Source organism: Pseudomonas sp. G166 (assembly GCF_037027455.2).
Taxonomy (GTDB): Bacteria; Pseudomonadota; Gammaproteobacteria; order Pseudomonadales; family Pseudomonadaceae; genus Aquipseudomonas.
In genome coordinates, this window is sequence record NZ_CP146985.1 from 6,000,545 (window position 1) to 6,025,378 (window position 24,834).

Annotated in this window: 19 protein-coding genes and 1 tRNA gene; 17 read left to right on the forward strand and 3 right to left on the reverse strand. The window is 58.7% G+C overall.

The annotated features are described in order from the left end of the window. The first annotated feature begins 57 nt into the window (after positions 1–57). From apaG to SGN16_RS26715, 7 genes are all read left to right on the forward strand, one after another. Positions 58–438 carry a Co2+/Mg2+ efflux protein ApaG gene (gene apaG / locus SGN16_RS26685; protein ID WP_210641479.1) on the forward strand — a complete coding sequence of 127 codons (381 nt, stop codon included), beginning with the start codon at positions 58–60 and terminating at the stop codon, positions 436–438. Beyond that, positions 438–1,316: a symmetrical bis(5'-nucleosyl)-tetraphosphatase gene (locus tag SGN16_RS26690; protein WP_210641481.1), complete on the forward strand. Its 879-nt coding sequence runs from the start codon at positions 438–440 to the stop codon at positions 1,314–1,316. The genes apaG and SGN16_RS26690 overlap by 1 nt, the downstream gene beginning before the upstream one ends. Positions 1,317–1,349: 33 nt before the next feature. After that, positions 1,350–1,679, forward strand: coding sequence for a thiosulfate sulfurtransferase GlpE (glpE, locus tag SGN16_RS26695; protein ID WP_210641482.1), 330 nt, complete (start codon positions 1,350–1,352; stop codon positions 1,677–1,679). Positions 1,680–1,981: 302 nt separating this feature from the next. Further along, positions 1,982–3,904, forward strand: a complete 1,923-nt coding sequence (locus SGN16_RS26700) for a PrkA family serine protein kinase (protein ID WP_210641484.1) — start codon at positions 1,982–1,984, stop codon at positions 3,902–3,904. A 113-nt stretch (positions 3,905–4,017) separates the two neighbouring features. Then, positions 4,018–5,289 (forward strand): YeaH/YhbH family protein, encoded by a 1,272-nt coding sequence (locus SGN16_RS26705; RefSeq protein ID WP_210641486.1) that lies wholly within the window; start codon positions 4,018–4,020, stop codon positions 5,287–5,289. Further along, a complete protein-coding gene (locus SGN16_RS26710; RefSeq protein ID WP_210641488.1) occupies positions 5,286–6,851 on the forward strand; it encodes a SpoVR family protein in 1,566 nt (521 codons plus the stop codon). The genes SGN16_RS26705 and SGN16_RS26710 overlap by 4 nt, the downstream gene beginning before the upstream one ends. Before the next feature lie 63 nt (positions 6,852–6,914). Beyond that, positions 6,915–8,141 carry a multifunctional CCA addition/repair protein gene (locus SGN16_RS26715; RefSeq protein WP_210641490.1) on the forward strand — a complete coding sequence of 409 codons (1,227 nt, stop codon included), beginning with the start codon at positions 6,915–6,917 and terminating at the stop codon, positions 8,139–8,141. A 153-nt stretch (positions 8,142–8,294) separates the two neighbouring features. On the opposite strand, the gene folK is transcribed toward SGN16_RS26715, so the two are convergent. Both folK and folB read right to left on the reverse strand, forming a co-directional pair. After that, positions 8,295–8,813 (reverse strand): 2-amino-4-hydroxy-6-hydroxymethyldihydropteridine diphosphokinase, encoded by a 519-nt coding sequence (gene folK / locus SGN16_RS26720; protein ID WP_335945442.1) that lies wholly within the window; start codon positions 8,811–8,813, stop codon positions 8,295–8,297. Then, complete coding sequence (folB, locus tag SGN16_RS26725; RefSeq protein WP_210641495.1) at positions 8,804–9,157, reverse strand: dihydroneopterin aldolase; 354 nt, start codon at positions 9,155–9,157, stop codon at positions 8,804–8,806. Before folB ends, folK begins: the two co-directional genes overlap by 10 nt. Before the next feature lie 74 nt (positions 9,158–9,231). On the opposite strand from folB, the gene plsY reads away from it, so the two are divergent. Then, the gene (plsY, locus tag SGN16_RS26730; protein ID WP_210641496.1) at positions 9,232–9,801 is read left to right on the forward strand and encodes a glycerol-3-phosphate 1-O-acyltransferase PlsY; all 570 of its coding nucleotides are present in this window, start codon (positions 9,232–9,234) and stop codon (positions 9,799–9,801) included. A gap of 8 nt (positions 9,802–9,809) precedes the next feature. Here the strand turns inward: plsY and tsaD are convergent, their stop codons facing one another. Further along, positions 9,810–10,835: a tRNA (adenosine(37)-N6)-threonylcarbamoyltransferase complex transferase subunit TsaD gene (tsaD, locus tag SGN16_RS26735; RefSeq protein WP_210641498.1), complete on the reverse strand. Its 1,026-nt coding sequence runs from the start codon at positions 10,833–10,835 to the stop codon at positions 9,810–9,812. 199 nt (positions 10,836–11,034) lie between these two features. On the opposite strand from tsaD, the gene rpsU reads away from it, so the two are divergent. The 9 genes from rpsU to SGN16_RS26780 all read left to right on the forward strand — a co-directional run bounded on the left by rpsU (position 11,035) and on the right by SGN16_RS26780 (position 24,825). After that, a complete protein-coding gene (gene rpsU, locus SGN16_RS26740; protein ID WP_002551877.1) occupies positions 11,035–11,250 on the forward strand; it encodes a 30S ribosomal protein S21 in 216 nt (71 codons plus the stop codon). Between the two features lie 481 nt (positions 11,251–11,731). After that, positions 11,732–13,690, forward strand: coding sequence for a DNA primase (dnaG, locus tag SGN16_RS26745; protein WP_335945441.1), 1,959 nt, complete (start codon positions 11,732–11,734; stop codon positions 13,688–13,690). A gap of 67 nt (positions 13,691–13,757) precedes the next feature. Next, positions 13,758–15,605 (forward strand): RNA polymerase sigma factor RpoD, encoded by a 1,848-nt coding sequence (rpoD, locus tag SGN16_RS26750; RefSeq protein WP_135847475.1) that lies wholly within the window; start codon positions 13,758–13,760, stop codon positions 15,603–15,605. 123 nt (positions 15,606–15,728) lie between these two features. Then, a complete protein-coding gene (locus SGN16_RS26755) occupies positions 15,729–19,472 on the forward strand; it encodes an EAL domain-containing protein (RefSeq protein ID WP_210641503.1) in 3,744 nt (1,247 codons plus the stop codon). A gap of 15 nt (positions 19,473–19,487) precedes the next feature. Next, positions 19,488–19,564 (forward strand) — tRNA-Ile (locus SGN16_RS26760). A 180-nt stretch (positions 19,565–19,744) separates the two neighbouring features. Continuing rightward, complete coding sequence (gene pcaQ / locus SGN16_RS26765) at positions 19,745–20,674, forward strand: pca operon transcription factor PcaQ (RefSeq protein ID WP_335945440.1); 930 nt, start codon at positions 19,745–19,747, stop codon at positions 20,672–20,674. A gap of 127 nt (positions 20,675–20,801) precedes the next feature. Next, complete coding sequence (gene pcaH / locus SGN16_RS26770; RefSeq protein WP_335945439.1) at positions 20,802–21,521, forward strand: protocatechuate 3,4-dioxygenase subunit beta; 720 nt, start codon at positions 20,802–20,804, stop codon at positions 21,519–21,521. Between the two features lie 12 nt (positions 21,522–21,533). Continuing rightward, complete coding sequence (gene pcaG, locus SGN16_RS26775) at positions 21,534–22,136, forward strand: protocatechuate 3,4-dioxygenase subunit alpha (RefSeq protein ID WP_335945438.1); 603 nt, start codon at positions 21,534–21,536, stop codon at positions 22,134–22,136. Between the two features lie 325 nt (positions 22,137–22,461). Then, positions 22,462–24,825, forward strand: a complete 2,364-nt coding sequence (locus SGN16_RS26780; protein ID WP_335945437.1) for a hypothetical protein — start codon at positions 22,462–22,464, stop codon at positions 24,823–24,825. Positions 24,826–24,834: the final 9 nt, after the last annotated feature.

Sequence of the window (24,834 nt, forward strand, 5' to 3'; positions counted from 1 at the left end):
CTAGACTGACTTCATCAGCTACGCCCGCGTCCCGCTTCGCTTCTAAGGCCTTTTTGCATGTCCGATCCTCGTTACCAGGTCGACGTTAGCGTCACCACCCGTTTTCTGGCAGAACAGTCGCAACCCGAGCAAAACCGCTTCGCCTTTGCCTACAACATTACCGTACGCAATAACGGCTCTTTGCCAGCCAGGCTGCTGTCGCGGCACTGGGTCATCACCGACGGCGATGGGCATGTCGAAGAAGTGCGCGGTGCAGGCGTGGTGGGTCAGCAACCGTTGATCGAGGCAGGCAAAAGCCACAGCTATAGCAGTGGCACGGTGATGACGACCAAGGTCGGTACCATGCAGGGCACTTACCAGATGCTGGCCGAGGACGGCAAACGCTTCGACGCCATCATCAAACCCTTCCGCCTGGCGGTGCCCGGAGCCTTGCACTGATGGCCACGTATGCAGTGGGTGACGTGCAAGGCTGCCTCGAACCACTCAAGTGCCTGCTGGAGCGAGTCGCCTTCGACCCGCAGCGAGACACGCTATGGTTGGTCGGTGACCTGGTCAACCGTGGCCCGCAATCGCTTGAGACCTTGCGCTTCCTCTACGGCATCCGCCAGTCGCTGGTCTGCGTGCTCGGCAACCACGACCTGCACCTGCTGGCCGCCTGGCAGAACATCGAGCGCCTGAAAAAATCCGATACCTTGAGCGAAATCCTCAACGCCCCCGACTGCGTCGACCTGCTGGAATGGTTGCGCCAGCAAAAGCTCATGCACTATGACGAGCAACGCAACCTGGCACTGGTTCATGCCGGAATACCCCCCCAGTGGTCGCTACGCAAGGCGCTCAAATGCGCCAACGAGGTCGAACAGGCATTGCGCGACGACAATTTGTTCGCACCCTACCTGGACGGTATGTACGGCAACGATCCGGTCAAATGGGATAATGAGCTCACCGGCGTAGCCCGTCTTCGCGTCATCACCAACTATTTCACCCGCATGCGTTTCTGCACCCGCGATGGCAAGCTTGATCTCAAGAGCAAGGAAGGCATCGAGACGGCCCCGCCCGGCTACGCCCCTTGGTTCAAGCACAAGGAACGCAAGACCCGTAACCTTAAAATCATTTTCGGTCATTGGGCGGCGCTGCAAGGTCAATCCGACGAGCCCGGGGTCATCGCCCTTGATACCGGCTGCGTATGGGGTAGCGCGATGACACTGATGAACGTCGACACCGGCGAGCAACTGCGTTGTGATTGCGACGAACAGGGCCATGCCAAACCCAACCACAAGCCGACCACTGCATCAGTGTCGGCCGGCACCGCCGTTTGACCGGCGCTACGCTTCAAGCTACAGGAGCCCCTCATGACTGAATTCAAACGCATCCCCCCGGACCAGGCCCAGGCCCTGCGCGAGCAAGGCGCAGTGGTCGTCGATGTTCGCGACCCAGCCACATTTGCCGCCCTGCACATCAGCGGCTCCAGACACTTGGATAACCACTCCATCGCCGACTTCATTCGCTCCGCCGACCTCGACGCCCCTACCGTCGTGGTCTGCTATCACGGCAACTCCAGCCAAAGCGCAGCCGCCTACCTGGTCAGCCAGGGCTTCACCGATGTCTACAGCCTGGACGGTGGTTTCGAACAATGGCGTACGACTTACCCTTCGGAAATTGCGCAAAGCGTTCACGAATAATTTTTTATGTCGTCCCAAGCCCGCGGGAACCGTGGGCTTGAGCGCTGGCAGACGAACGGTCTGCCATAACTAATTACGCATTCCCCCTTTACCTCTCCGATTCCGAACTATCCTTAGCCTCAGGCCATCCAAAACAGGGGAGAGCCGGTACACCGGCGCACGGGTCATCGGGAGTAAGCTTTCAGGAGCCTGCATTCCTGAAAGCATTCTGGGGGGTAAACGGCAGCTGGGTTCCACCAGCGGCTGACCAGCATCGACTGATTGATCCGCCACCGGCTCCACGTATCGAGCGAGGTGACGTCATGAGCATTTTTAGCCACTTCCAACAACGTTTCGAGTCCACGCGGCAGGAGGAATACTCGCTGCAGGAATACCTCGAACTCTGCAAGCAGGACCGCAGCGCCTACGCATCAGCCGCGGAGCGTCTGTTGCTGGCAATCGGAGAACCGGAACTGCTGGATACCTCGACCAACTCGAGGCTTTCGCGGATTTTTTCCAACAAGGTGATTCGCCGCTATCCGGCCTTCGAAGACTTCCACGGGATGGAAGAATGCATCGACCAGATCGTGTCCTATTTCCGCCACGCCGCCCAAGGCTTGGAAGAGAAGAAGCAAATCCTCTATCTGCTCGGCCCCGTAGGTGGCGGTAAATCGTCCCTGGCCGAAAAGCTCAAGCAATTGATCGAAAAAGTGCCCTTCTATGCAATCAAGGGCTCGCCGGTGTTCGAATCGCCCCTGGGGTTGTTCAACGCCACCGAGGACGGCGCGATCCTCGAGGAAGACTTCGGCATCCCACGCCGCTACCTCAGTACCATCATGTCGCCATGGGCCACCAAGCGCCTGGCCGAGTTCGGTGGCGATATCAGTCAGTTCCGAGTGGTCAAGCTCTACCCGTCGATCCTCAACCAGATCGCAGTAGCCAAGACCGAACCGGGGGATGAAAACAACCAGGACATTTCGGCCCTGGTGGGCAAGGTGGATATCCGCAAACTGGAGGAATTTCCGCAGAACGACGCCGACGCCTACAGCTATTCAGGCGCACTGTGCCGGGCCAACCAAGGCCTGATGGAATTCGTCGAGATGTTCAAGGCCCCCATCAAGGTACTGCACCCCTTGCTGACCGCAACCCAGGAAGGTAACTACAACAGCACCGAGGGTCTGGGGGCCATTCCGTTCACCGGTATCCTGCTGGCTCACTCCAACGAGTCGGAATGGCATACCTTCCGCAACAACAAGAACAACGAAGCCTTCATCGACCGGATCTACATCGTCAAGGTACCGTACTGCCTGCGCGTCACCGACGAGGTGAAGATCTACGACAAACTGCTGTTCAACAGTTCGCTGTCCAAGGCCCACTGCGCGCCCGACACGCTGAAGATGCTCGCCCAGTTCACCGTACTATCGCGCCTCAAGGAGCCGGAAAACTCCAATATCTATTCGAAGATGCGGGTATACGACGGCGAAAACCTCAAGGACACCGATCCGAAGGCCAAATCCATCCAGGAATACCGCGACAACGCGGGGGTCGATGAAGGCATGAACGGCCTGTCTACACGTTTCGCGTTCAAGATCCTCTCCAAGGTCTTCAACTTCGACCCCCACGAGATCGCCGCCAACCCGGTTCACCTGCTGTACGTGCTGGAGCAACAGATCGAGCAGGAACAGTTCCAGGCGGAAACTCGCGAGCGTTATCTACGATTCCTCAAGGAATACCTGGCCCCGCGCTACATCGAATTCATCGGCAAGGAAATCCAGACTGCGTACCTGGAGTCCTACAGCGAATACGGCCAGAACATCTTCGACCGCTACGTGCTGTACGCCGACTTCTGGATCCAGGACCAGGAATATCGCGACCCGGAGACCGGCGAAATCCTCAACCGCGTGGCGTTGAACGAGGAACTGGAAAAAATCGAGAAACCGGCCGGCATCAGCAATCCGAAGGATTTCCGTAACGAAATCGTCAACTTCGTATTGCGCGCCCGGGCTAACAACAACGGCAAGAACCCAACCTGGCTCAGCTATGAAAAGCTGCGGGTGGTGATCGAGAAGAAAATGTTCTCCAACACCGAAGACCTGCTGCCCGTCATCAGCTTCAACGCCAAGGCCAGCAAGGAGGACCAGCAAAAACACAACGACTTCGTCACACGCATGGTCGAACGTGGCTACACCGACAAACAGGTACGGCTGCTCTCCGAGTGGTATCTGCGGGTCCGCAAATCGCAATAAGCAGCGGCAGGTTTCTAGCGACAGGCTGCGAGGGACAGCCGTTGAGCCCGAGGCTCGACAGCGTTTCCCTTGCGGCCTGGAGCTGACGACTTGAAGCTTCCCCGGAGGGGCCTATGAGCTATGTGATCGACCGACGCCTTAATGGCAAGAACAAGAGCACGGTAAACCGCCAGCGGTTTCTGCGGCGCTACCGTGATCACATCAAGAAGGCCGTCGAAGAGGCGGTCAGCCGGCGTTCCATTACCGATATGGAACATGGCGAACAGATCAGCATTCCTGGCCGCGACATCGACGAGCCGGTGCTTCACCATGGCCGCGGTGGCAAGCAGACCGTGGTGCATCCCGGCAACAAGGAATTCACCAGTGGCGAGCACATTCCCCGTCCACAAGGAGGCGGTGGCGGCAGGGGACCCGGTAAGGCCGGCAACTCCGGCGAAGGTATGGACGAGTTCGTGTTCCAGATCACCCAGGAGGAATTCCTTGAGTTCATGTTCGAGGACCTGGAACTGCCCAACCTGGTCAAGCGCAACCTGACCGGCACCGACACCTTCAAGACCGTGCGAGCCGGCATCAGCAACGAAGGCAATCCTTCGCGCATCAATATCATCCGCACACTTCGTTCGGCCCACGCGCGACGCATTGCGCTGTCAGGAAGCAGCCGGGCCAAACTGCGGGAGGTCAAGGAGGAACTGGCTCGCCTGAAACGCGAAGAACCCGATAATTTCGGCGATATTCAAGACCTCGAAGCGGAAATCGAGAAACTCAGCGCGCGCATTCATCGCGTACCATTCCTCGATACATTTGACCTCAAGTACAACCTGCTGGTGAAACAGCCTAACCCCAGCTCCAAGGCAGTGATGTTCTGCCTGATGGACGTATCAGGCTCCATGACCCAGGCGACCAAGGACATCGCCAAGCGCTTCTTCATCCTGCTGTACCTGTTCCTGAAGCGGAACTACGACAAGATCGACGTCGTATTCATTCGCCATCACACCAGCGCGAGAGAAGTGGACGAAGAAGAATTCTTCTATTCCAGGGAAACCGGCGGCACTATCGTTTCCAGCGCCTTGAAACTGATGCAGGAAATCATGGCTGAGCGCTACCCCGCCAACGAGTGGAATATCTACGCGGCCCAGGCGTCCGACGGTGACAACTGGAACGACGATTCGCCGATCTGCCGTGACATCCTGATCAACCAGATCATGCCGTTCGTCCAGTACTACACCTATGTGGAAATTACTCCACGCGAACATCAGGCCTTGTGGTACGAATATGAGCGTATTGCCGAAGCTTTTTCCGACACATTTGCCCAACAACAACTGGTCTCGGCCGGGGATATCTATCCGGTCTTCCGTGAACTCTTCCAGCGCAGGTTAGTGACATGACCGCCAAAAAAGAGCAGAAACGTCAGCCTATTTCCACCGGCTCCGAATGGACATTCGAGCTGATCCAGGCCTACGACCGCGAAATCAGCCGTATCGCGGACCGTTATGCCCTGGACACGTATCCGAACCAGATCGAGGTCATCACCGCCGAGCAAATGATGGACGCTTATGCGTCGGTTGGTATGCCGCTGGGTTATCACCACTGGTCCTACGGCAAGCACTTCCTCAGCACCGAAAAATCCTACAGCCGTGGCCAGATGGGGCTGGCTTACGAGATCGTGATCAACTCCGACCCGTGCATCGCTTACCTGATGGAAGAAAACACCATCTGTATGCAGGCTTTGGTGGTGGCGCATGCGTGCTACGGCCACAACAGTTTCTTCAAGGGCAACTACCTGTTCCGCACCTGGACCGATGCCAGCTCGATCATCGACTACCTGGTGTTTGCCAAGCAGTACATCATGCAATGCGAAGAGCGCCACGGCATCGACGCAGTGGAGGATCTGCTGGACTCTTGCCACGCCCTGATGAACTACGGCGTGGACCGTTACAAGCGGCCATATCCGATTTCTGCCGAAGAAGAGCGCCGTCGCCAAAAGGACCGTGAAGAACACCTGCAAAAGCAGATCAACGACCTGTGGCGCACCATTCCCAAGGGTGCCGACAAATACAGTGAAAAAGACAACGCGCGCTTCCCTGCCGAACCGCAGGAAAACATTCTTTATTTCATTGAAAAACACGCGCCGCTGCTGGAGCCCTGGCAACGGGAAATCGTGCGCATCGTGCGCAAGATTGCCCAGTATTTCTATCCACAACGCCAGACCCAGGTCATGAACGAGGGCTGGGCCACATTCTGGCACTACACGCTGATGAACGACCTGTACGACGAAGGCCTGGTGACCGACGGCTTCATGATGGAGTTCCTGACATCCCACACCAGCGTAGTGTTCCAGCCCGGTTTCGACAGCCCGTACTACAGCGGTATCAATCCTTATGCACTGGGCTTTGCCATGTACCGTGACATTCGGCGCATGTGCGAAAACCCCACCGAGGAGGATCGGCGCTGGTTCCCGGACATCGCGGGCTCGGACTGGCTGTCCGCCATCAAGTTCGCCATGAGCAGCTTCAAGGATGAAAGCTTCATCCTGCAGTACCTCTCACCCAAGGTGATCCGCGACCTGAAGCTGTTCAGCATTCTCGATGATGACCAGAAAGATGACCTGCTGGTGCCTGCCATCCATGACGAAGGCGGTTATCGCATCATCCGCGAGACCCTGGCGGCCCAATACAACCTGGGCAATCGCGAGCCCAACGTGCAGATCTACAGCATCGACCGCCGGGGAGATCGCTCGCTGACCCTGCGCCACCAGGCTCATGACCGAAAACCGCTGGGCGACTCCACCGATGAGGTACTCAAGCACCTGCATCGTCTCTGGGGTTTCGACATCCATCTGGAGACCTTGCAGGGCGACCAGGTAATGAAAACCCACCATGTGCCGCCCCGCACCGAACAAGCCGAAGGAGACTATGGCCGCCTGGACCTGGCCGTCATTCACCTTTGATCCCGTTTTCACCTCCGAACGTCCGGCGCAAAGGTTATCCTGTCGGACCAACGGAGGTTTTTTATGCAGATTTATAAAGTCGGCGGCGCCGTTCGCGATCGCCTGCTGGGCATCCCCGTCACCGACATCGATCGGGTCGTGGTGGGTGCCACCGCCGAGCAGATGCTGGCCAAGGGGTTCCGCCCCGTGGGGGCCGATTTCCCGGTGTTCCTCGACCCGAAGACCGGCGAGGAGTACGCCCTGGCCCGTACCGAACGCAAAAGCGGTCGAGGCTATGGCGGCTTTGTGTTCCATGCCAGCCCTGAAGTGACCCTCGAAGAAGACCTGATCCGCAGAGACCTTACGATCAACGCCATGGCTGAAGACGACAACGGCCATCTCACTGATCCATACCACGGCCAGCGCGATCTCGAAGCCAGAATTTTGCGCCACGTTTCCCCCGCATTTGCCGAAGATCCCCTCCGAGTACTGCGAGTTGCTCGCTTCGCCGCACGTTATGCTCCGTTGGGCTTCAAAGTGGCCGATGAAACACTTGAGCTGATGCGTCAGCTCAGCGATTCCGGTGAGCTGGAGGCATTGACCGCCGAACGCAGCTGGAAAGAAATTTCCCGCGCCCTCATGGAAAATCAACCACAGGTGTTTATCCAGGTGCTGCGCGACTGTACGGCACTCAAGGTTCTGATACCCGAGGTCGATGCGCTGTTCGGCGTGCCACAACCTGAAGCCCATCACCCGGAAATCGACACTGGCTTGCATACCCTGAGCGTGCTGGAACAGGCAGCGCTACACCGGCAGCCTCTGACCGTCCGCTGGGCTTGCCTGCTCCATGATTTGGGGAAAGGCCTGACACCCGAGCACGAATGGCCGCGACACATCGCTCACGAGCACAAGGGATTGAAACTGATCAAAGCGGTCAATGAGCGCTTCAAGGTGCCGCGCGACTGCCAGGAGTTGGCGCTATTGGTTGGCCAGTACCACACCCATGGTCATCGTGCACTTGAGCTCAAGGCTTCTACCCTGCTTGAGCTGTTGCAGAGTTTTGACGTGTATCGCCGGCCTCAGCGCTTCGAGGAATTCATCGCGGCGTGCGAGATGGATGCGCGGGGACGCAAAGGGCTCGAAGAGAGAAGTTATCCACAGGCTGACTATTTGCGAGGTGCAGCAGCAGCGGCCCGCGGAGTGGCAGTGCAGCCCTTGCTGGAGAAGGGCTTCAAGGGCCCGGAGTTGGGCGAGGCGATCAAGCGCGAGCGCCTCAGGGCGTTGAAAGCGTACAAGGACGCAGCGAACTGACGGAAGGCATAGGGGCGGCTTGCATCTTCGCGGGATGCGCCACCGCCATCGCGAGCAAGCTCGCTCCTACAGTGGGCTTCAGTCGAACACAACACATGTGTCCGCTGATTAATCAATGTGGGGGCGAGCTTGCTCGCGATGACCGCAGGCGCCTCACAGCAGATTCGACGGCGTAAGCTGCTGGCCTCGCCACTCAAAAGCCACCGGCGCCAACACCTGATCAATCTGCGACTCGTCCCACAAAGTGGCGAAGCTTTTGCCCACACCTGGATGAATCCGATCCGGCGCGATCAACGACAACGGCCACAGAACAAAGGCGTTCTTGAGGATTTCGGCGCGAGGCAGAATCAACCCGTCGAAGTTGCCAACCTGTTCGCCATACAGCAGCACGTCGATATCCAGCGGCAGCCCCTTGCGATCCGGCGCATAACGACCGTTGTCCGCCTCGATGAACTTGAGGCGACGGTCCAACTCCATCAGCGGCAGATCCGTGAAGGCCGACACGACGAAATTGAAGAATGGCCCGCTCTTGATCCCCACCGGCTGACTCTCGAAGACCGCCGAACAGCGTATGTCCACCAGGAAATCGGCCAAGGCTTCAAGGCCCGCACGCAAATGGATTTCGCGCTCGATATTGCTGCCGAGCCCGAGAAAAACCTGAGTCAGCGACATCCGCGCTCGATCTCCACGCCAACACCGCTGGCCGCCGGCACCGCACCGGGCTTGGTCACCTTCAGACGCAGCCAAGTAATCTTGAACTCGTCCATCAGTTCCTGGGCCAGTCGTTCGGCGAACGTTTCGACCAACTGGAACTGCGCTTGCTCGGCAAATGACTGGATGCGCGCCGATACGCTGGCGTAGTCGAGCGCCAAAGTCAGGTCATCGCCTGCGGCGGCCGGGCGGTTGTCCCAAGCGAAACTCAGGTCAAGCCGCAGACACTGTCGGATGCCTCGTTCCCAGTCGTAGGCACCGATTACCGTGTCGACTTCCAGGCCCTCGATAAACACTCTGTCCAAGCACTCTTCTCCGCAGCACGACAAGGGCGCAATGCGCCGTTAGAATCAGGGCGTCCTCGCCCGGAATAGTTAGCATGTTTTGGTTACTGGCGATTCTCGCCTACCTGCTCGGCTCGCTGTCCTTTGCCATTTTGCTCAGCCGCCTGACCGGTCGCCCGGATCCGCGAACGAGTGGCTCAGGCAATGCCGGCGCCACCAACATGCTGCGCCTGGCCGGACGCAAACTCGCCGTCCTGACCCTGCTTGGCGACCTCTGCAAAGGTCTTTTCCCGGTATTGATCGCCAGCCTTGCAGGGCTCTCGTTGCAGCAACAGGCCTGGATCGGCGTCTGCGCCGTTATCGGCCACCTGTTTCCGCTGTACTTTCGCTTTCGTGGCGGCAAGGGTGTCGCCACTGCTGCCGGCATGCTGCTGGGCCTGTATCCGCCCGCGGCCCTACTGGCGGTCTGTGCCTGGCTGCTGACGTTCTACCTGACCCGCACCAGCTCACTGGCCGCGCTGATCGCCACACCGCTGACCCTGCCACTACTGGCCTGGCAGGAGCCGGCGGCCTTGTTGCCGATGACAGCCTTGGTCGCACTGATCGTCTGGCGTCACCGAGGCAATCTACGCGACCTGTTCGCCGGGCGCGAACGGCATTTTTAAAAGCCGCTTCACAGCGGCGACAACTGCTCCATCGGCCAACGCGCCTGCACGCTGATGGCCAGGCTTTCATGCTGGCCCGCCTGCAAACGCTGACAGCCGGCAAAAGCAATCATCGCGCCGTTATCGGTACAGAACTCCGGCCGGGCGTAGTAAACGTCGCCCTTCATGTCGCCGAGCATTTTCTCCAGTGATACGCGCAACGCCTTGTTCGCACTCACGCCACCTGCGATTACCAGACGCTTGAGACCGGCCTGCTTCAGGGCACGCTTGCACTTGATGGTCAAAGTCTCCACCACGGCCTGCTGGAACGCCAGCGAGATGTCGCAACGGGCTTGCTCACTGTCGTCCCCGGCGCTGACGCACTGCTGCCAAGTATTCAGGGCGAAGGTTTTCAGGCCGCTGAAACTGAAATCAAGACCCGGGCGATCGCACATCGGACGCGGAAACACGAAACGTCCTTCAACGCCTTGAGCTGCAAGTCGGGCGATTTCCGGTCCGCCGGGATAATTGAGCCCCATCATTTTCGCGGTTTTGTCGAAAGCTTCGCCAGCGGCGTCGTCAAGTGTTTCGCCCAGCAACTGGTATTGGCCGATGCCATCGACCCGAACCAGCTGCGTATGGCCGCCAGACACCAACAAAGCGACGAACGGAAATTGCGGTGGTTGCGGCTCCAGCATGGGCGCCAGCAAGTGGCCTTCCATGTGGTGCACACCAAGGGCCGGGATACCCCAGGCAAAGGCCAGCGCCTGGGCGCAGGAAGCGCCTACCAGCAACGCGCCCACCAGGCCCGGCCCAGCGGTGTAGGCAATGGCATCGATCTCGGTCGGTACACAGCCTGCTTCGGCCAGGACCTGGCGGATCAAGGGCAGCATGCGCTTGACGTGATCGCGCGACGCAAGCTCAGGCACCACCCCACCATAAGCGCGGTGCAGGTCGATCTGGCTGAACAGCGCATCGGCCAGCAGGCCGCGTTCACTGTCGTAAAGTGCAACGCCGGTTTCGTCGCAGGAGGTTTCTAATCCCAGTACTAGCATGGGTTTGCGCCTTGTAGAGGCTGAATTCGAAGGCGCGCATAATAGTCGCCGCGTTGTGCCCCGACCAGCGGTTTTCGATCAGAGGCTTTGCATTCCGAGCGATGAGGGGTTAACATCCGCAACCCTTAAAAACCGACGTCTTCAAGTGCTCTTTTGCCGCGAGGATGTTGACCCCGGTAATGAATGAAGGTAGCTCTGGATGCCAGCCGTCAAAGTAAAAGAGAACGAACCCTTCGACGTAGCTCTGCGTCGTTTCAAGCGCTCCTGCGAAAAAGCCGGTGTTCTGGCTGAAGTTCGTAGCCGCGAATTCTACGAGAAGCCGACTTCGGAGCGTAAGCGCAAAGCAGCAGCCGCTGTTAAGCGTCACGCCAAGAAAGTTCAGCGCGAACAGCGCCGCGCCGTACGTCTGTACTAATACACAGACGTCCGTAGCAAGCTTCTGCCAAGCCCGGCCCTCAAGCCGGGCTTATGGCATTTGCGGAATCACGCTTGATGCTTCACCGTCAAAGCCGCAGACGCGACCAAGACAACCTGCTTCACCACGTCAGACCTGGCTCTTTTGCCAGCGGTGCACGTCTCTTCTGACGAGCCTACCAAGGCTACTGACGAGCACACCCCTGATTCCTCTAACGACGATCAGCCCAAGGCACCTGCTTGCGTGCCCGCTTGATGAGCTATCCGAGGCCTGACCGGCCGTTACCGGACTCAGCGCAACACATTCAAACAGTCGAATGCTGATAGTTATTAACGTCAGTGGATTATCGGCAGATACACTTCCCGACAGCGATGATGCAGACGACCCGGTCGAGCCACCGTTTTACTGTGCCTCAAGACCAAGAGCCGGTTACGCCTGCTGATTTCGGGTCCATATTTCGCGCAGTGATGATGAGAACGCCATGGCCGGGCTGATTCCCCAGAGCTTTATTGACGACCTCCTGAACCGCACCGACATCGTCGACGTGGTCAGCTCTCGCCTGCAAATGAAGAAAGCAGGCAAGAACTACACGGCCTGCTGCCCGTTTCACAAGGAAAAAACCCCATCGTTCAGCGTCAGCCCCGACAAGCAGTTCTACTATTGCTTTGGCTGCGGCGCAGGCGGCAATGCCCTCGGCTTCATCATGGACCACGACAACCTGGACTTTCCCCAGGCCGTCGAAGAACTGGCCAAAGCCGCTGGCATGGAGATTCCCCGGGAGGAAAGCGGTCGGCAACACAAGCCGCGCCAACCGACCGACTCGCCGCTCTATCCGCTGCTGACCGCGGCGGCCGACTTTTATCGCCAGGCCCTCAAAAGCCATCCGGCACGCAAGGCAGCGGTGGATTACCTCAAGGGTCGCGGCCTGACCGGCGAAATCGCCCGGGACTTCGGCCTCGGCTTCGCCCCGCCCGGCTGGGACAATCTCTATAAGCATCTAAGCAGCGACACGCTGCAGCAACGCGCCATGATCGACGCCGGCCTGCTGGTCGAGAATGCCGAAACCGGCAAGCGCTACGACCGCTTCCGCGACCGGGTAATGTTCCCCATCCGCGACACCCGCGGGCGGATCATTGCTTTCGGTGGCCGAGTACTGGGTGACGACAAGCCCAAGTACTTGAACTCCCCGGAAACCCCGGTCTTCCATAAAGGCCAGGAACTCTATGGCCTGTACGAAGCGCGCAAGAACAACCGCAATCTCGACGAAATCATTGTCGTCGAAGGCTACATGGACGTTATCGCCCTGGCCCAGCAAGGCCTGCGCAACGCCGTCGCAACCCTGGGCACGGCCACCAGCGAAGAACACATGAAGCGCCTGTTTCGCGTGGTGCCCAACGTGCTGTTTTGCTTTGACGGCGACCAGGCCGGCCGCAATGCCGCCTGGCGTGCACTGGAAGCCACCCTGCCGTGCCTGCAGGACGGGCGGCGTGCACGCTTCCTGTTCCTGCCAGAAGGCGAGGACCCGGATACCCTGGTGCGCTCCGAGGGGACCGATGCGTTCCGCGCGCGGATCAATCAGCACGCGCAACCATTGGCCGATTATTTTTTCCAGCAATTGACCGAAGAGGCCGATCCGCGCTCACTCGAAGGCAAGGCCCACATGGCCACTCTCGCGGCACCACTGATCGACAAGGTGCCTGGCGCCAACCTGCGCACGCTCATGCGCCAGCGCCTGACCGAGATCACCGGCCTGAACAGCGAAGCGGTCAATCAACTGGTCCACAGTGCGCCTCAGGAGGCGCCACCGGCCTACGACCCGGGTATCGATTACGACGCGATGCCAGATTTCGCCGACTATCATCAACCGCAGCAGGACTATGCACCGCAGCAGGAATGGACGCCGAAAAAACCCGGCAGCGGCGGCAAGAAATGGGACAAAAAGCCTTGGGACAAGAACGGCAAGCGCGGCGATCGTGACCAGCCACGTGCCCCGCGCGTGCCGGCCGCCGTCGAACCACCAACACTGGCCGCCTTGCGCACCTTGCTGCATCACCCGCAACTGGCTGAAAAAGTCGAGGACGCCGGGCACTTCGCCGCCGAGGACCACAGCAATACGCAATTGCTGGTCGCGCTCCTTGAAGCGGTGCAGAAGAACCCCAAGCTAAACTCTTTCCAGTTGATCGCACGATGGCATGGCACCGAACAGGGGCGTCTGTTGAAGGCCCTGGCCGAGAAGGAATGGCTGATTGAAGGAGATAACCTTGAACAACAGTTTTTCGACACCATTACTAGCTTGTCCGCCCGCCAACGCGAGCGAAATCTGGAACAACTTCTGCGAAAAGCTCGCCAGAGCGAGTTGACCAGCGAAGAGAAAAACCAATTGCGCGACTTACTCAGCCGCAATGTTTGCGCATCAAACCCGACCTCAACTGGCGCGTGAGGTCACAGCTCAGGTATAATCCTCGGCTTGTTTTTTGCCCGCCAAGACCTTCAGTGGATAGGGTGTTATGTCCGGAAAAGCGCAACAGCAGTCTCGTATCAAAGAGTTGATCCTATTGGGTCGTGAGCAGGGCTACCTGACTTACGCGGAGGTCAACGACCACCTGCCGGAGGATATTTCAGATCCGGAACAGGTGGAAGACATCATCCGCATGATCAACGACATGGGGATCAACGTATTCGAGGTTGCTCCAGATAAGGATGCCCTTATGCTGGCCGACGCCGATACCGACGAGGCGGCCGCTGAAGAAGCGGCCGCAGCGTTGGCAGCGGTCGAGACCGACATTGGTCGCACCACGGACCCCGTGCGCATGTACATGCGTGAAATGGGTACGGTAGAGCTCCTCACACGCGAAGGCGAAATCGAAATCGCCAAGCGTATTGAAGAAGGCATCCGTGAAGTGATGGGCGCAATCGCGCACTTCCCTGGCACGGTTGACCATATTCTCTCCGAGTACACCCGCGTCACCACCGAAGGTGGCCGCCTGTCCGACGTCCTGAGTGGTTATATCGACCCGGACGACGGCATTGCGCCGCCTGCCGCCGAAGTGCCGCCGCCGATCGACGCGAAAGCCGTCAAGGCCGACGACGACACCGATGACGACGACGCCGAAGCCAGCGACGACGAGGAAGAAGCCGAAAGCGGTCCGGATCCGGTCATCGCTGCACAGCGTTTCGGCGCTGTGGCCGACCAGATGGAAATCACCCGCAAGGCGCTGAAAAAGCACGGTCGTAACAACAAGCAGGCCATCGCCGAGCTGTTGGCACTGGCCGAGCTGTTCATGCCGATCAAGCTGGTGCCCAAGCAGTTCGAAGGCCTGGTGGAGCGTGTTCGCAGCGCCCTGGATCGTCTGCGTCAGCAAGAGCGCGCGATCATGCAACTTTGCGTGCGTGATGCCCGCATGCCACGCGCCGATTTCCTGCGTCAGTTCCCTGGCCACGAAGTCGACGAAAGCTGGACCGATGCCCTGGCCAAAGGCAAAAGCAAATACGCCGAAGCCATTGGTCGCCTGCAACCGGACATCATTCGTTGCCAGCAGAAACTGAGCGCGCTGGAGACCGAAACCGGCCTGAGCATCGCTGAGATCAAGGACATCAACCGTCGCATGTCGATCGGCGAGGCCAAGGCCCGCCGCGCGAAGAAAGAGATGGTTGAGGCCAACTTGCGTCTGGTGATCTCCATCGCCAAGAAGTACACCAACCGCGGCCTGCAATTCCTCGATCTGATCCAGGAAGGCAACATCGGCCTGATGAAAGCGGTGGACAAGTTCGAATACCGTCGCGGCTACAAGTTCTCGACTTATGCCACCTGGTGGATCCGTCAGGCGATCACTCGCTCGATCGCCGACCAGGCCCGCACCATCCGTATTCCGGTGCACATGATCGAGACGATCAACAAGCTCAACCGTATTTCCCGGCAGATGTTGCAGGAAATGGGTCGCGAACCGACCCCGGAAGAGCTGGGCGAACGCATGGAAATGCCTGAGGACAAGATCCGCAAGGTACTGAAGATCGCCAAAGAGCCGATCTCCATGGAAACCCCGATCGGTGACGACGAAGATTCCCATCTGGGTGACTTCATCGAAGACTCGACCATGCAGTCTCCGATCGATGTCGCCACCGTTGAGAGCCTCAAGGAAGCGACTCGCGAAGTACTCTCCGGCCTTACTGCCCGTGAAGCCAAGGTACTGCGCATGCGCTTCGGCATCGACATGAATACCGACCACACCCTCGAGGAAGTCGGTAAGCAGTTCGATGTCACCCGTGAGCGGATTCGTCAGATCGAAGCCAAGGCATTGCGCAAATTGCGCCACCCGACGCGAAGCGAGCATCTGCGCTCCTTCCTCGACGAGTGACCTTCAAACCCCCGGCCCTGCCGGGGGTTTTGTTATGTACAGATAAAATCCCCCCGTGCTGTCCCCCCGCCCTATTGCCCGTCTACACTCGAAACATCCTCCCCAAGCCATGACGAGACACTGATGCCCAGACTGACGGCCGCGCTTTTGCTGTCCTTGATAACCTGGACCGCAACAGCTGGCGCGTTGACGCTCACTGAAGAGGAGCTCCGCTGGCTCAAGGACCACCCCGACCTGCGCCTGGGTGTCGATGCCTCATGGCCGCCGTTTGAGTTTCGAGATGATCAGGGCCGCTATCAGGGCTTGGCCGCTGATTACGTCGAAATCATCCGCGAGCGGCTGGCTATCCAGCTCACACCGATCGAGCCGGTCAGTTGGACTGTAGTGCTGGAGCAGGCCGCACAGGGCAAGATCGATCTTTTGCCGGGCATCATGTCCACCCCCGAACGGCAGAATTACCTGGCGTTTACTCGCCCCTATCTCGATTTCCCAATCGTCATCCTGGCCCATCATGGCGGCGCCCAGCCGCATAACCTTAAAGAGCTGTACGGGCTGAAAATCGCTGTGGTGGAGAACTACGCCCCCCACGAACTGCTGCGCAACCACCATCCCGACCTGAACCTGGTGGCGCTGCCGAATGTCAGTTCAGCCCTGCAAGCGCTGGCAACCGACGAAGTGGACGCGGTGGTAGGTGACCTCGCTTCCAGCGTCTGGAGCCTGCGCCAACTCAAGCTCGATGGCCTTTATGTCAGCGGGGAAACACCTTATCGCTATCAACTGGCAATGGGCGTCCCTCGGGATAACAAGATACTGGTGAGCATCCTGGACAAGGTCCTGGCGGATATGACGCCAGCGCAAGTCAACGAGATCCAGGAGAAGTGGGTCGGCAATGTGCACGATTACCGCCAGCTCTGGTCAGACTTGCTGCTTTACGGCCTGCCCGCGCTGCTCCTCTTGATCGGCGTACTGGCAGTGGTGATTCGCATCAACCGTCGGCTCAGCTCGGAAATTGCCCGACGGGTCGAGCTTGAACAGGAACTACGCAGCAGCGAATACCATTACCGTGGTCTGGTGGAGAGTTTGTCGGCGATTGCCTGGGAAGCAAGGGTTAGCGATTTCACCTACAGCTACGTCTCCCCCCACGCCGAGGAATTGCTCGGCTACCCCCTCGCCCACTGGCTGATTCCGGGCTTCTGGCGCAACATCATTCATCCGGCTGACCTGATCCGCGCCCAGACCTATTGCGATCATGAAGTGCAGGCAGGTCGCGATCACTGCATCGATTACCGTGTTATCACCGCCGACGGGCGCTGCCTGTGGGTGCGCGACATTGTCAGCCTGATCGAGCACGGTCACGAACCAGTGATGCGAGGGTTGATGATCGACATCAGTGAGGCCAAGCACACCGAGGAAGCGTTGCGCCTTTCGGAGCAGAAGTTCGCCTCGGTATTCCGCCAGTGCCCGGACATCCTGGTGATAGCGCGCTTGATGGACGGCTGCCTGCTGGAGGTCAATAAAGCCTTCGAAGAGCAGATTGGCCTGAGCGCCGCAGAGGTAGTGGGCCAGACCGCGACCGAACTGAATATCTGGGGCATCCAGGGCGTTGGCCCAAGCCTGTTGCAGCGTTTGCAGGCCGGGAGCATTCGCAATCTGGAAATGCCCTTTCGCCGCAGCAACGGCCAGGAGTTCACCGGACTGATCTCCGCCGAACCCTTTGACCTCGACACGACACCCGCCCTGGTCGTGGTGGTGCGTGACATCAGCCAGCTCAAAGAAACCCAGCAGCAATTGCAGACATCCGAAGAGAAGTTCGCCAAGGCTTTCCACGCCTCCCCCGATGGCTTGCTGCTGTCGCGGCAAAGCGACGGCCTGCTGATTGAAGTCAACGAAGGTTTCAGCCGTATCACCGGCTTCAACAGCGCTTTATCGGTAGACCGCTCGACCCTGGACCTGGGTATCTGGGTCAATCTCAACGAACGCAAACAAATGCTCGATCTGCTGAAGCGAGACGGCTTCGTGAGGGATTTCAGCTGCCATATCCGCCGCAATGACGGCCAGATACGACTCTGCGAAGTGTCCAGCCGTCCGCTACCCATCGGCAATGAAGACTGCATGCTGACCATCGCCCGGGACATCACCGAACGCCATCTGATGCAGGAAAAGCTGCAGCAGGCCGCCACGGTGTTCGAAAGCACCGCCGAGGGTGTGTTGATCACCGATACACAACAACACATCAGCGCGGTGAACCGTGCCTTCACTGAAATCACCGGCTACAGCGAAACCGAAGCCTTGGGACATACGCCACGGCTATTGGCTTCCGGCCTGCACGACAGCGCGTTTTACGCCGCGATGTGGCACCAGTTGACGGCAGAAGGACACTGGCAGGGAGAGATCTCCAATCGGCGCAAGAATGGCGAGTTGTACCCCAGCTGGCTGACTATCAGCGCTGTACGCAACCGGAACCAGCAGATCACCCACTTCGTCGCGGTCTTCGCCGACATTTCCAGCCTCAAACACGCCCAGGCCCGGCTCGATTACCAGGCTCACCACGACCCGCTGACCGGCTTGCCGAATCGGACGTTGTTCGAAAGCCGTTTGCTCACGGCACTGAACAGCCAGCAGGAAAATGGTGGCCAGGGGGCGGTGCTATTCTTGGACCTGGACCGCTTCAAGCACATCAATGACAGCCTCGGACACCCGGTCGGCGACCTGCTGCTCAAAGGCATTGCCGTACGCCTGCGCGAACAGTTGCGCGACATCGACACCGTGGCACGCCTGGGCGGCGACGAATTCATCATTCTGCTACCGGGCCTGCAGCAGCCCAGCGACGCCGAGCACATCGCCCAGAAACTGTTGAACTGCTTCGCCGCGCCCTTCCAGGCCGGCGAACACGAATTTTTCATCAGCGCCAGCATCGGCACCAGCCTCTACCCGCAGGATGGCTGCGACGTCGCCACACTGGTCAAGAATGCCGACGCGGCGATGTACCGTTCCAAGTCCAAGGGACGCAACCGGGTGGAAAGCTACACCCGCGACCTCACTGCCCAGGCCAGCGAGCGAGTGGCATTGGAGCACGAGCTACGGCGGGCGATTGAACGCAACGAGTTGTCATTGTCCTTCCAACCGAAAATCAGCCTCGCCGACAACCAACTGGTGGGTGCCGAAGCGTTGATCCGCTGGACTCACCCCACGTTTGGCGACGTGCCGCCGGAACACTTCATCCCCCTTGCGGAAGAAAACGGCATGATCCTGCAAATCGGGGATTGGGTACTGGAGCGCGCCTGCCGACAGTTGTGCGAATGGAACGACGCTTACGACAGCCTTGGCCCCCTTTCGGTCAACCTGGCCGGGGCCCAGCTGCGCCAACCCAACCTATTGGGGCGTATCGAACAACTGCTGCGCGAGCACCAACTCGAACCTGGCTTATTGCAACTGGAAATTACCGAAAACTTCATCATGAGCCAGGCCGAAGAAGCCCTGACGGTACTGCACCAACTGAAAAAACTCGGCGTACAACTGGCTATTGATGACTTCGGTACCGGCTACTCATCCCTGAGCTACCTCAAGCGTCTGCCACTGGACATCCTCAAGATCGACCAGTCTTTCGTCCGCGGCCTGCCCGACGACCCTCATGACGCAGCCATCGTGCGGGCAATCATCGCCCTGGGCCGCAGCATGCAATTCACCATCATCGCCGAGGGCGTCGAAACCCTGGCCCAGCAACAATTCCTGACTGAAGAAGGTTGCGAACAGATCCAGGGCTATATCGTCAGCCTGCCCTTGTGCGCCGAAGAGTTTGCCGCAACGTTTCTTCGTATGACCGTATCGGATTTTTCGGATAGCACAGCCGAGAAACCGTCGCTATAATCCGCGACCTACTGAGGGCCTATAGCTCAGTTGGTTAGAGCAGAGGACTCATAATCCTTTGGTCCACGGTTCGAGTCCGTGTGGGCCCACCACCTTGAAAGCCGCGCATTGCGCGGCTTTTGCGTTTTTGAGACTGCGGATTTTGCACGCCCGGACGTCATGCACAGAGCAGACAGACAAGCAAGGCTGATACTGTTGGAAAAGTAGCCCACGCGCGGCAACCGGCAGCACAAACACTGCGCATCCCAAGTACTTTGAAGGCAGCGACCCGAGTGAACATCGACACACGCATCAAATTCCGTCATCTGGTGTGTTTTCTCGAAGTGGCGCGTCAGGGAAGCCTGGCCCGTGCGGCAGACAAATTGGCAATCAGCCAACCAGCGCTTTCCAAGACGCTCAAGGAGTTGGAAACGTTGTTGGCTGCCGTGTTGTTCGAACGAAGCAAGAAAGGGACGACGCTGACGGAAGCCGGCGTAGCTTTTCTGCGATATGCGGGGCCGAGCGTGCAAGCGCTGCGCGAGGGGGTCAATAGCTTGCGCGCAGGTGTCCACGAGCCCGTTGCCCTTAGCGTCGGTGTGCTCTCCACGGTTGAAAGCATGTTGATTCCGGAGGTTGTCTGTCGATTGCATGCTCGACATCCGGCCCTGGTGGTCAGTGTGGTGACTGGCCCCAGTGCATACTTGCTATCGCAACTGCGCGTCGGTGAGCTGGACCTGGTGGTAGGCAGAATGACCGATAGCCCATTGATTCATGGGTTGGCGTTCGAACACCTCTACAGCGAATCCATGACCCTGGTGGTGTGTAACGACCATCCTGTGCTCGCAAATCCACAGGGGCATAAGAGCCTCGAAGACTATCCATGGGTCCTTCCTTTGGCGGGGACGACGATCCGTAAATTCGCCGACGCCCTGTTTGTGCAACACGGCATTAGCCCATCGCGCCAACGCCTGGAAACCTTATCGGTCGCGCTGAGTCGGCGCTACGTACAATGCAGCCAGGCCATTTGGGTAGCGCCTTTCGATGCTGTCAGGCAGGACTTGAGACAAGGCACTTTGGTGGAGCTGGAATTAGGGACGCGCGAACCAGGCGGTTCCGTGGGGCTATGCACAAATCCCGCGTTACCGATAACACCGCAGGCGCAGTGGTGCATGGAGGCACTGCGCGAAGTCGGTCAGGAATACCTCGAAGGAAAATATCCATAACCATTTGGGTATGGATCAAGTCGTTTTTTTCAATTTTGGGTTGGGTCGCGCAAGAGGAAACTGGACTACCAGTCGCTGCCAACGCAGCACTTGCCTCTGACGAACCATAACAATAGGAAAAATCGACATGTCTGATGCGCATGACAGCCGCTTCGTCATTCGTGACCGTAATTGGCACCCCAAAGCCCTGACGCCTGACTACAAGACTTCGATCCTGCGTTCGCCGCGCCAGGCCTTGGTGAGTATTCCCCAGTCTCTATCGGAAACCAGCGGGCCGGATTTTTCCCATCTGAAAATGGGCCAGCACGATAACGATCTGCTGCTCAATTTCAATCACGGAGGCCTGCCCATCGGCGAACGCATCATCGTCGCGGGCCGGGTCTGTGATCAATTCGGTAAACCAATTCCCCATACGTTGGTGGAAATGTGGCAGGCCAATGCGGGTGGCCGTTACCGGCATAAGAAAGACAGTTACCTGGCGCCGCTTGATCCCAATTTCGGCGGGGTCGGCCGTGCGCTGACTGACCGTGACGGCAACTACAGCTTCCGCACGGTCAAGCCCGGCCCCTACCCATGGCGCAACGGCCCCAATGACTGGCGGCCAGCCCACATCCACGTCTCCATCAGCGGCCCATCCATTTCCGCGCGTTTGATTACTCAGTTGTATTTCGAAGGTGATCCGCTCATTCCCATGTGCCCGATTGTCAAGACGATCGCGAATCAGGAGGCGGTGCAAAGTTTGATCGCCAAACTTGATATGAGCATGGCCAATCCGATGGATTGCCTGGCTTATCGCTTTGATATTGTTCTGCGCGGACAGCGCAAGACCCACTTCGAAAACCGCTGAGGAGGCATGCGAATGTCCGTTCAACTTCTGCCTGAAACCCCTTCGCAAACGGCCGGTCCTTATGTGCATATAGGCTTGGCGCTAGAGGCGGCTGGTAATCCGTCGCGGGAACAGGAAATCTGGAATGAAATGGCCAAGCGTGGCGCGCCAGGTGAGCACATCGTACTGATGGGCCACGTTTATGACGGTAACGGCCATTTGATTCGTGATGCATTTCTGGAGTTCTGGCAGGCAAATCCAGAAGGCGTCTATGACCCCGAATACGATCTGGAAAAGCCCTTCAATTGTTTTGGCCGCACGGCCACCGCCGATGACGGAGAATGGATAATCAAGACCGTCAAACCCGGCATAGTGAAAAACACCGCAGGGCTTCCCATGGCCCCGCATATCAACGTTGCCCTGTTTGCTCGTGGGATCAACATTCACTTGCAGACCCGCCTGTATTTCGACGACGAAGCCGAGGCGAACGCCGTGGACCCCATCCTGGGTCTGATCGAGCAACCGCCACGTCGCCAGTCCCTGATGGCCAGGCGTGCCACGCTGGATGGCAAGTTGGTTTATCGGTTCGATATTCATGTGCAAGGTGAATCGGAAACGGTGTTCTTCGATTTTTAATCGCTACTTGCACAGTGCCGGGCATAAGCGCTCGGGATCGATGAAGTTGTCTAGACGCCGGCCTCCCCTAAAACCAGACCCGTCAGGGTCTGGTTTTTTATCGAATTGAGCTTTAAAGACTGACGTTTTTTTGATCGCCATAACAACTCAGGCAACCAACCGCTCCCCCGCCCTTGTCCCTGTACTCACCTACAGTAATACTCTGCGAAGTTCACAATCCCCACGCCTAAGACCATCCAGCTTCCTCACCGAGACGCCCATCATCGCCAGCCCCAGCCTCTCTAGACTGTTTCTTGACCTGTTCTGGCAACTCAGCATCCTGCTGGTGCCGGCCTTTTTCGTCACGCTGCTGCCACTCCACCTGGCTTTATCGGTGGTGCTGTTCTTCGGCCTGCTGATGGGACTTGCCGCGCGTCTGGGCTGGCTATCGATCGGTCGAGGCTGTGCCCGGCTAATGATCGGTGCCGTGTTCGGCCTGGGCTTCAGCCTGGGCAGGGCCCTGCCCGAGTGGTGGGGTATCCTGGTCGCAATCGTCAGCATCATCGGTGGACTCGCGTGCGTCAGTGCATGGGAGCGGCGTCTGGGCCTGGTCGTGGTTTCCGTCAAAGGGCCGAGTGCCTGGGGTGGAAACGAGCCGCTGCTGACCCCGGAAGGCGAGCCGATCCGGGTGTTCAACCACAGTGAAATCGCGATGGGCGGCCCCACCTATTGCGATTATCTGTTTCCCGATGGTGTGCTCCTGCAAGGCCTCGGTTCCTCAGCAGTGTTCTCCAGCGATGGACGTTATTTTGCTGCGCCAGTACCGTCCCGGCAGAATTGGGGCCTGGTGGTCCTTGATCGTCAACAGCGCCAGCTGTACCGCTGTGCCGATAGCGAGCTCTGGGAGCTGGACACGTTTGATCTCGACGTATTGCGCGGTCGCCACAGCCCATTGGTGGACGACAGCGTTCGCGAAACCCGACTCGGTGAGCTGTTGCAAACGGCCAGCGTTTCCAATCTGGTGCCTGTCGCCGATCTCTGGCTGGAACCCGACGGGTATCCGGAGAATATCCCGCACACTTTCGAACGACATTCCGCTGATGGTCTGCAACGCCTGCAAGGCAACATTTCATTGCCCTCGACCTTCCGTGATCTGGCACAGCCACTGGAGCCCCTGCGTTCGCCGCGCTACACCGTCAGCATCAACGGGCAACCATCGGACCTGCTGATGGCGGCCGATGCGCCGTTGGTATGGAGCACTGATCAGCGCGCCCTGGCGTGCCTGGCCCAGGAACATGCCAGTCAGGCAGATGGCGACCAATATTGGTTATGGCACGTTGATGATGGCTGGCGCGTACTGCCCGCGCCTTGGGTGAAGAGCGCCACTGAACCCTCTTTCTATTGGCATGAATTATTGAGCCTCGAGGCGAACCATGTGCGTATCGGGTCGTACCTCGATTATCCGCGACCAAGCTCTGGCCGTTATGGCTACCGCCTGGACAGTATCCATAGCGATACCGAAACCCAGGCCGGTCATGACGCCCAAGGCCGCGTGCAAGTCGCTGAATTCAAATTGACCCGCACCGCCATTGTCATGCCGTTGGACAGCAGGGGCCGGCGAGGTGACTCATACCTCGAGACGCAGCCGATGCAGGGTGGGGTGTGCGCGCAGTTGGCCTGGCTTGCCGACAATAGCGCTGGGCTTGGCGGTTATCGCTGCCAGATCGGTGACTGGCACTTGCCAGGAAGTTGGTTGCTGGACCATCGAGTCTCTGACTGCGGGCGTTATCTGGCGCTGCTACCGTTTGAAGACTCAACGACAGTGACAACCCATGCAGTGATTGCAGATGTGCAAGAACGACGCCTGCTACCAGGGCCCGCTATGTGGGTAGAACGGATACTCGATTTTCGGGATGGCCGGCTGAGTCTCGCGGTGATTGCCGGTCGTCTTGGGCAAGACCTGGAAAGCAGCGCGCTGCAACGCTTCAACATCCCTGCGCCGCAGCCGGGCAGCGACCCTTCGTTCTTTCACGCCTGCGAACAATCCCGACTGTTCTACAACACCGTGGACCTGCAGGTGACAGGCTCACAACTGCACCGCGTTGCCCCTTGGCGCCTGGTGGATCGTGCGCAAGTGGCCAACGCCGACGGTGACTTCATCCTCCCCGCGCCCGGTCATCAGGATGCCGCCTGGTTATTCGGCAGCGAAACGGAATATGCCGACAGTTGGGTACGTGCGCAGACGCCCCGGCTTGGAGGCTGCCTGCTGACGGCGTCAGGCTGCGCTTTGGTCGACCTGGCACCCTCGATGATCTGGTCGGCCGATGGCCGCTATCTGGCGCTGACCTGTATGGCAACGGATGTGACAGAGGTGTGTGGCAGCTATCGTGGCTGGCAGTTGCTACTACTCGATGTTCAGGAGCACACGTTGCGGGTGCATTCGCAATGGCTGGGCAACCGGCCAGTGTTTGAACGTTTCGACGACGAACAGCTGCATGTACGCTGTTTTGAGCGTGATTGGGAAGCAGAAGGCGCTGACGACCCAGGTTCAATCCAGTCGTTCTCACTGGACCTTTTGTTGCAGTTGCCCGCTGAGCAGCTGGTTTGCCAGGATGGTTTCTGGCTCAGGTCTTCGCAGGTGAACTTGGCGCCCCTCTGGCGAGCACTGACTTTACCTGCCATTGACTATTTCCAACCTGAGAGCCTGTAACATGCCCGT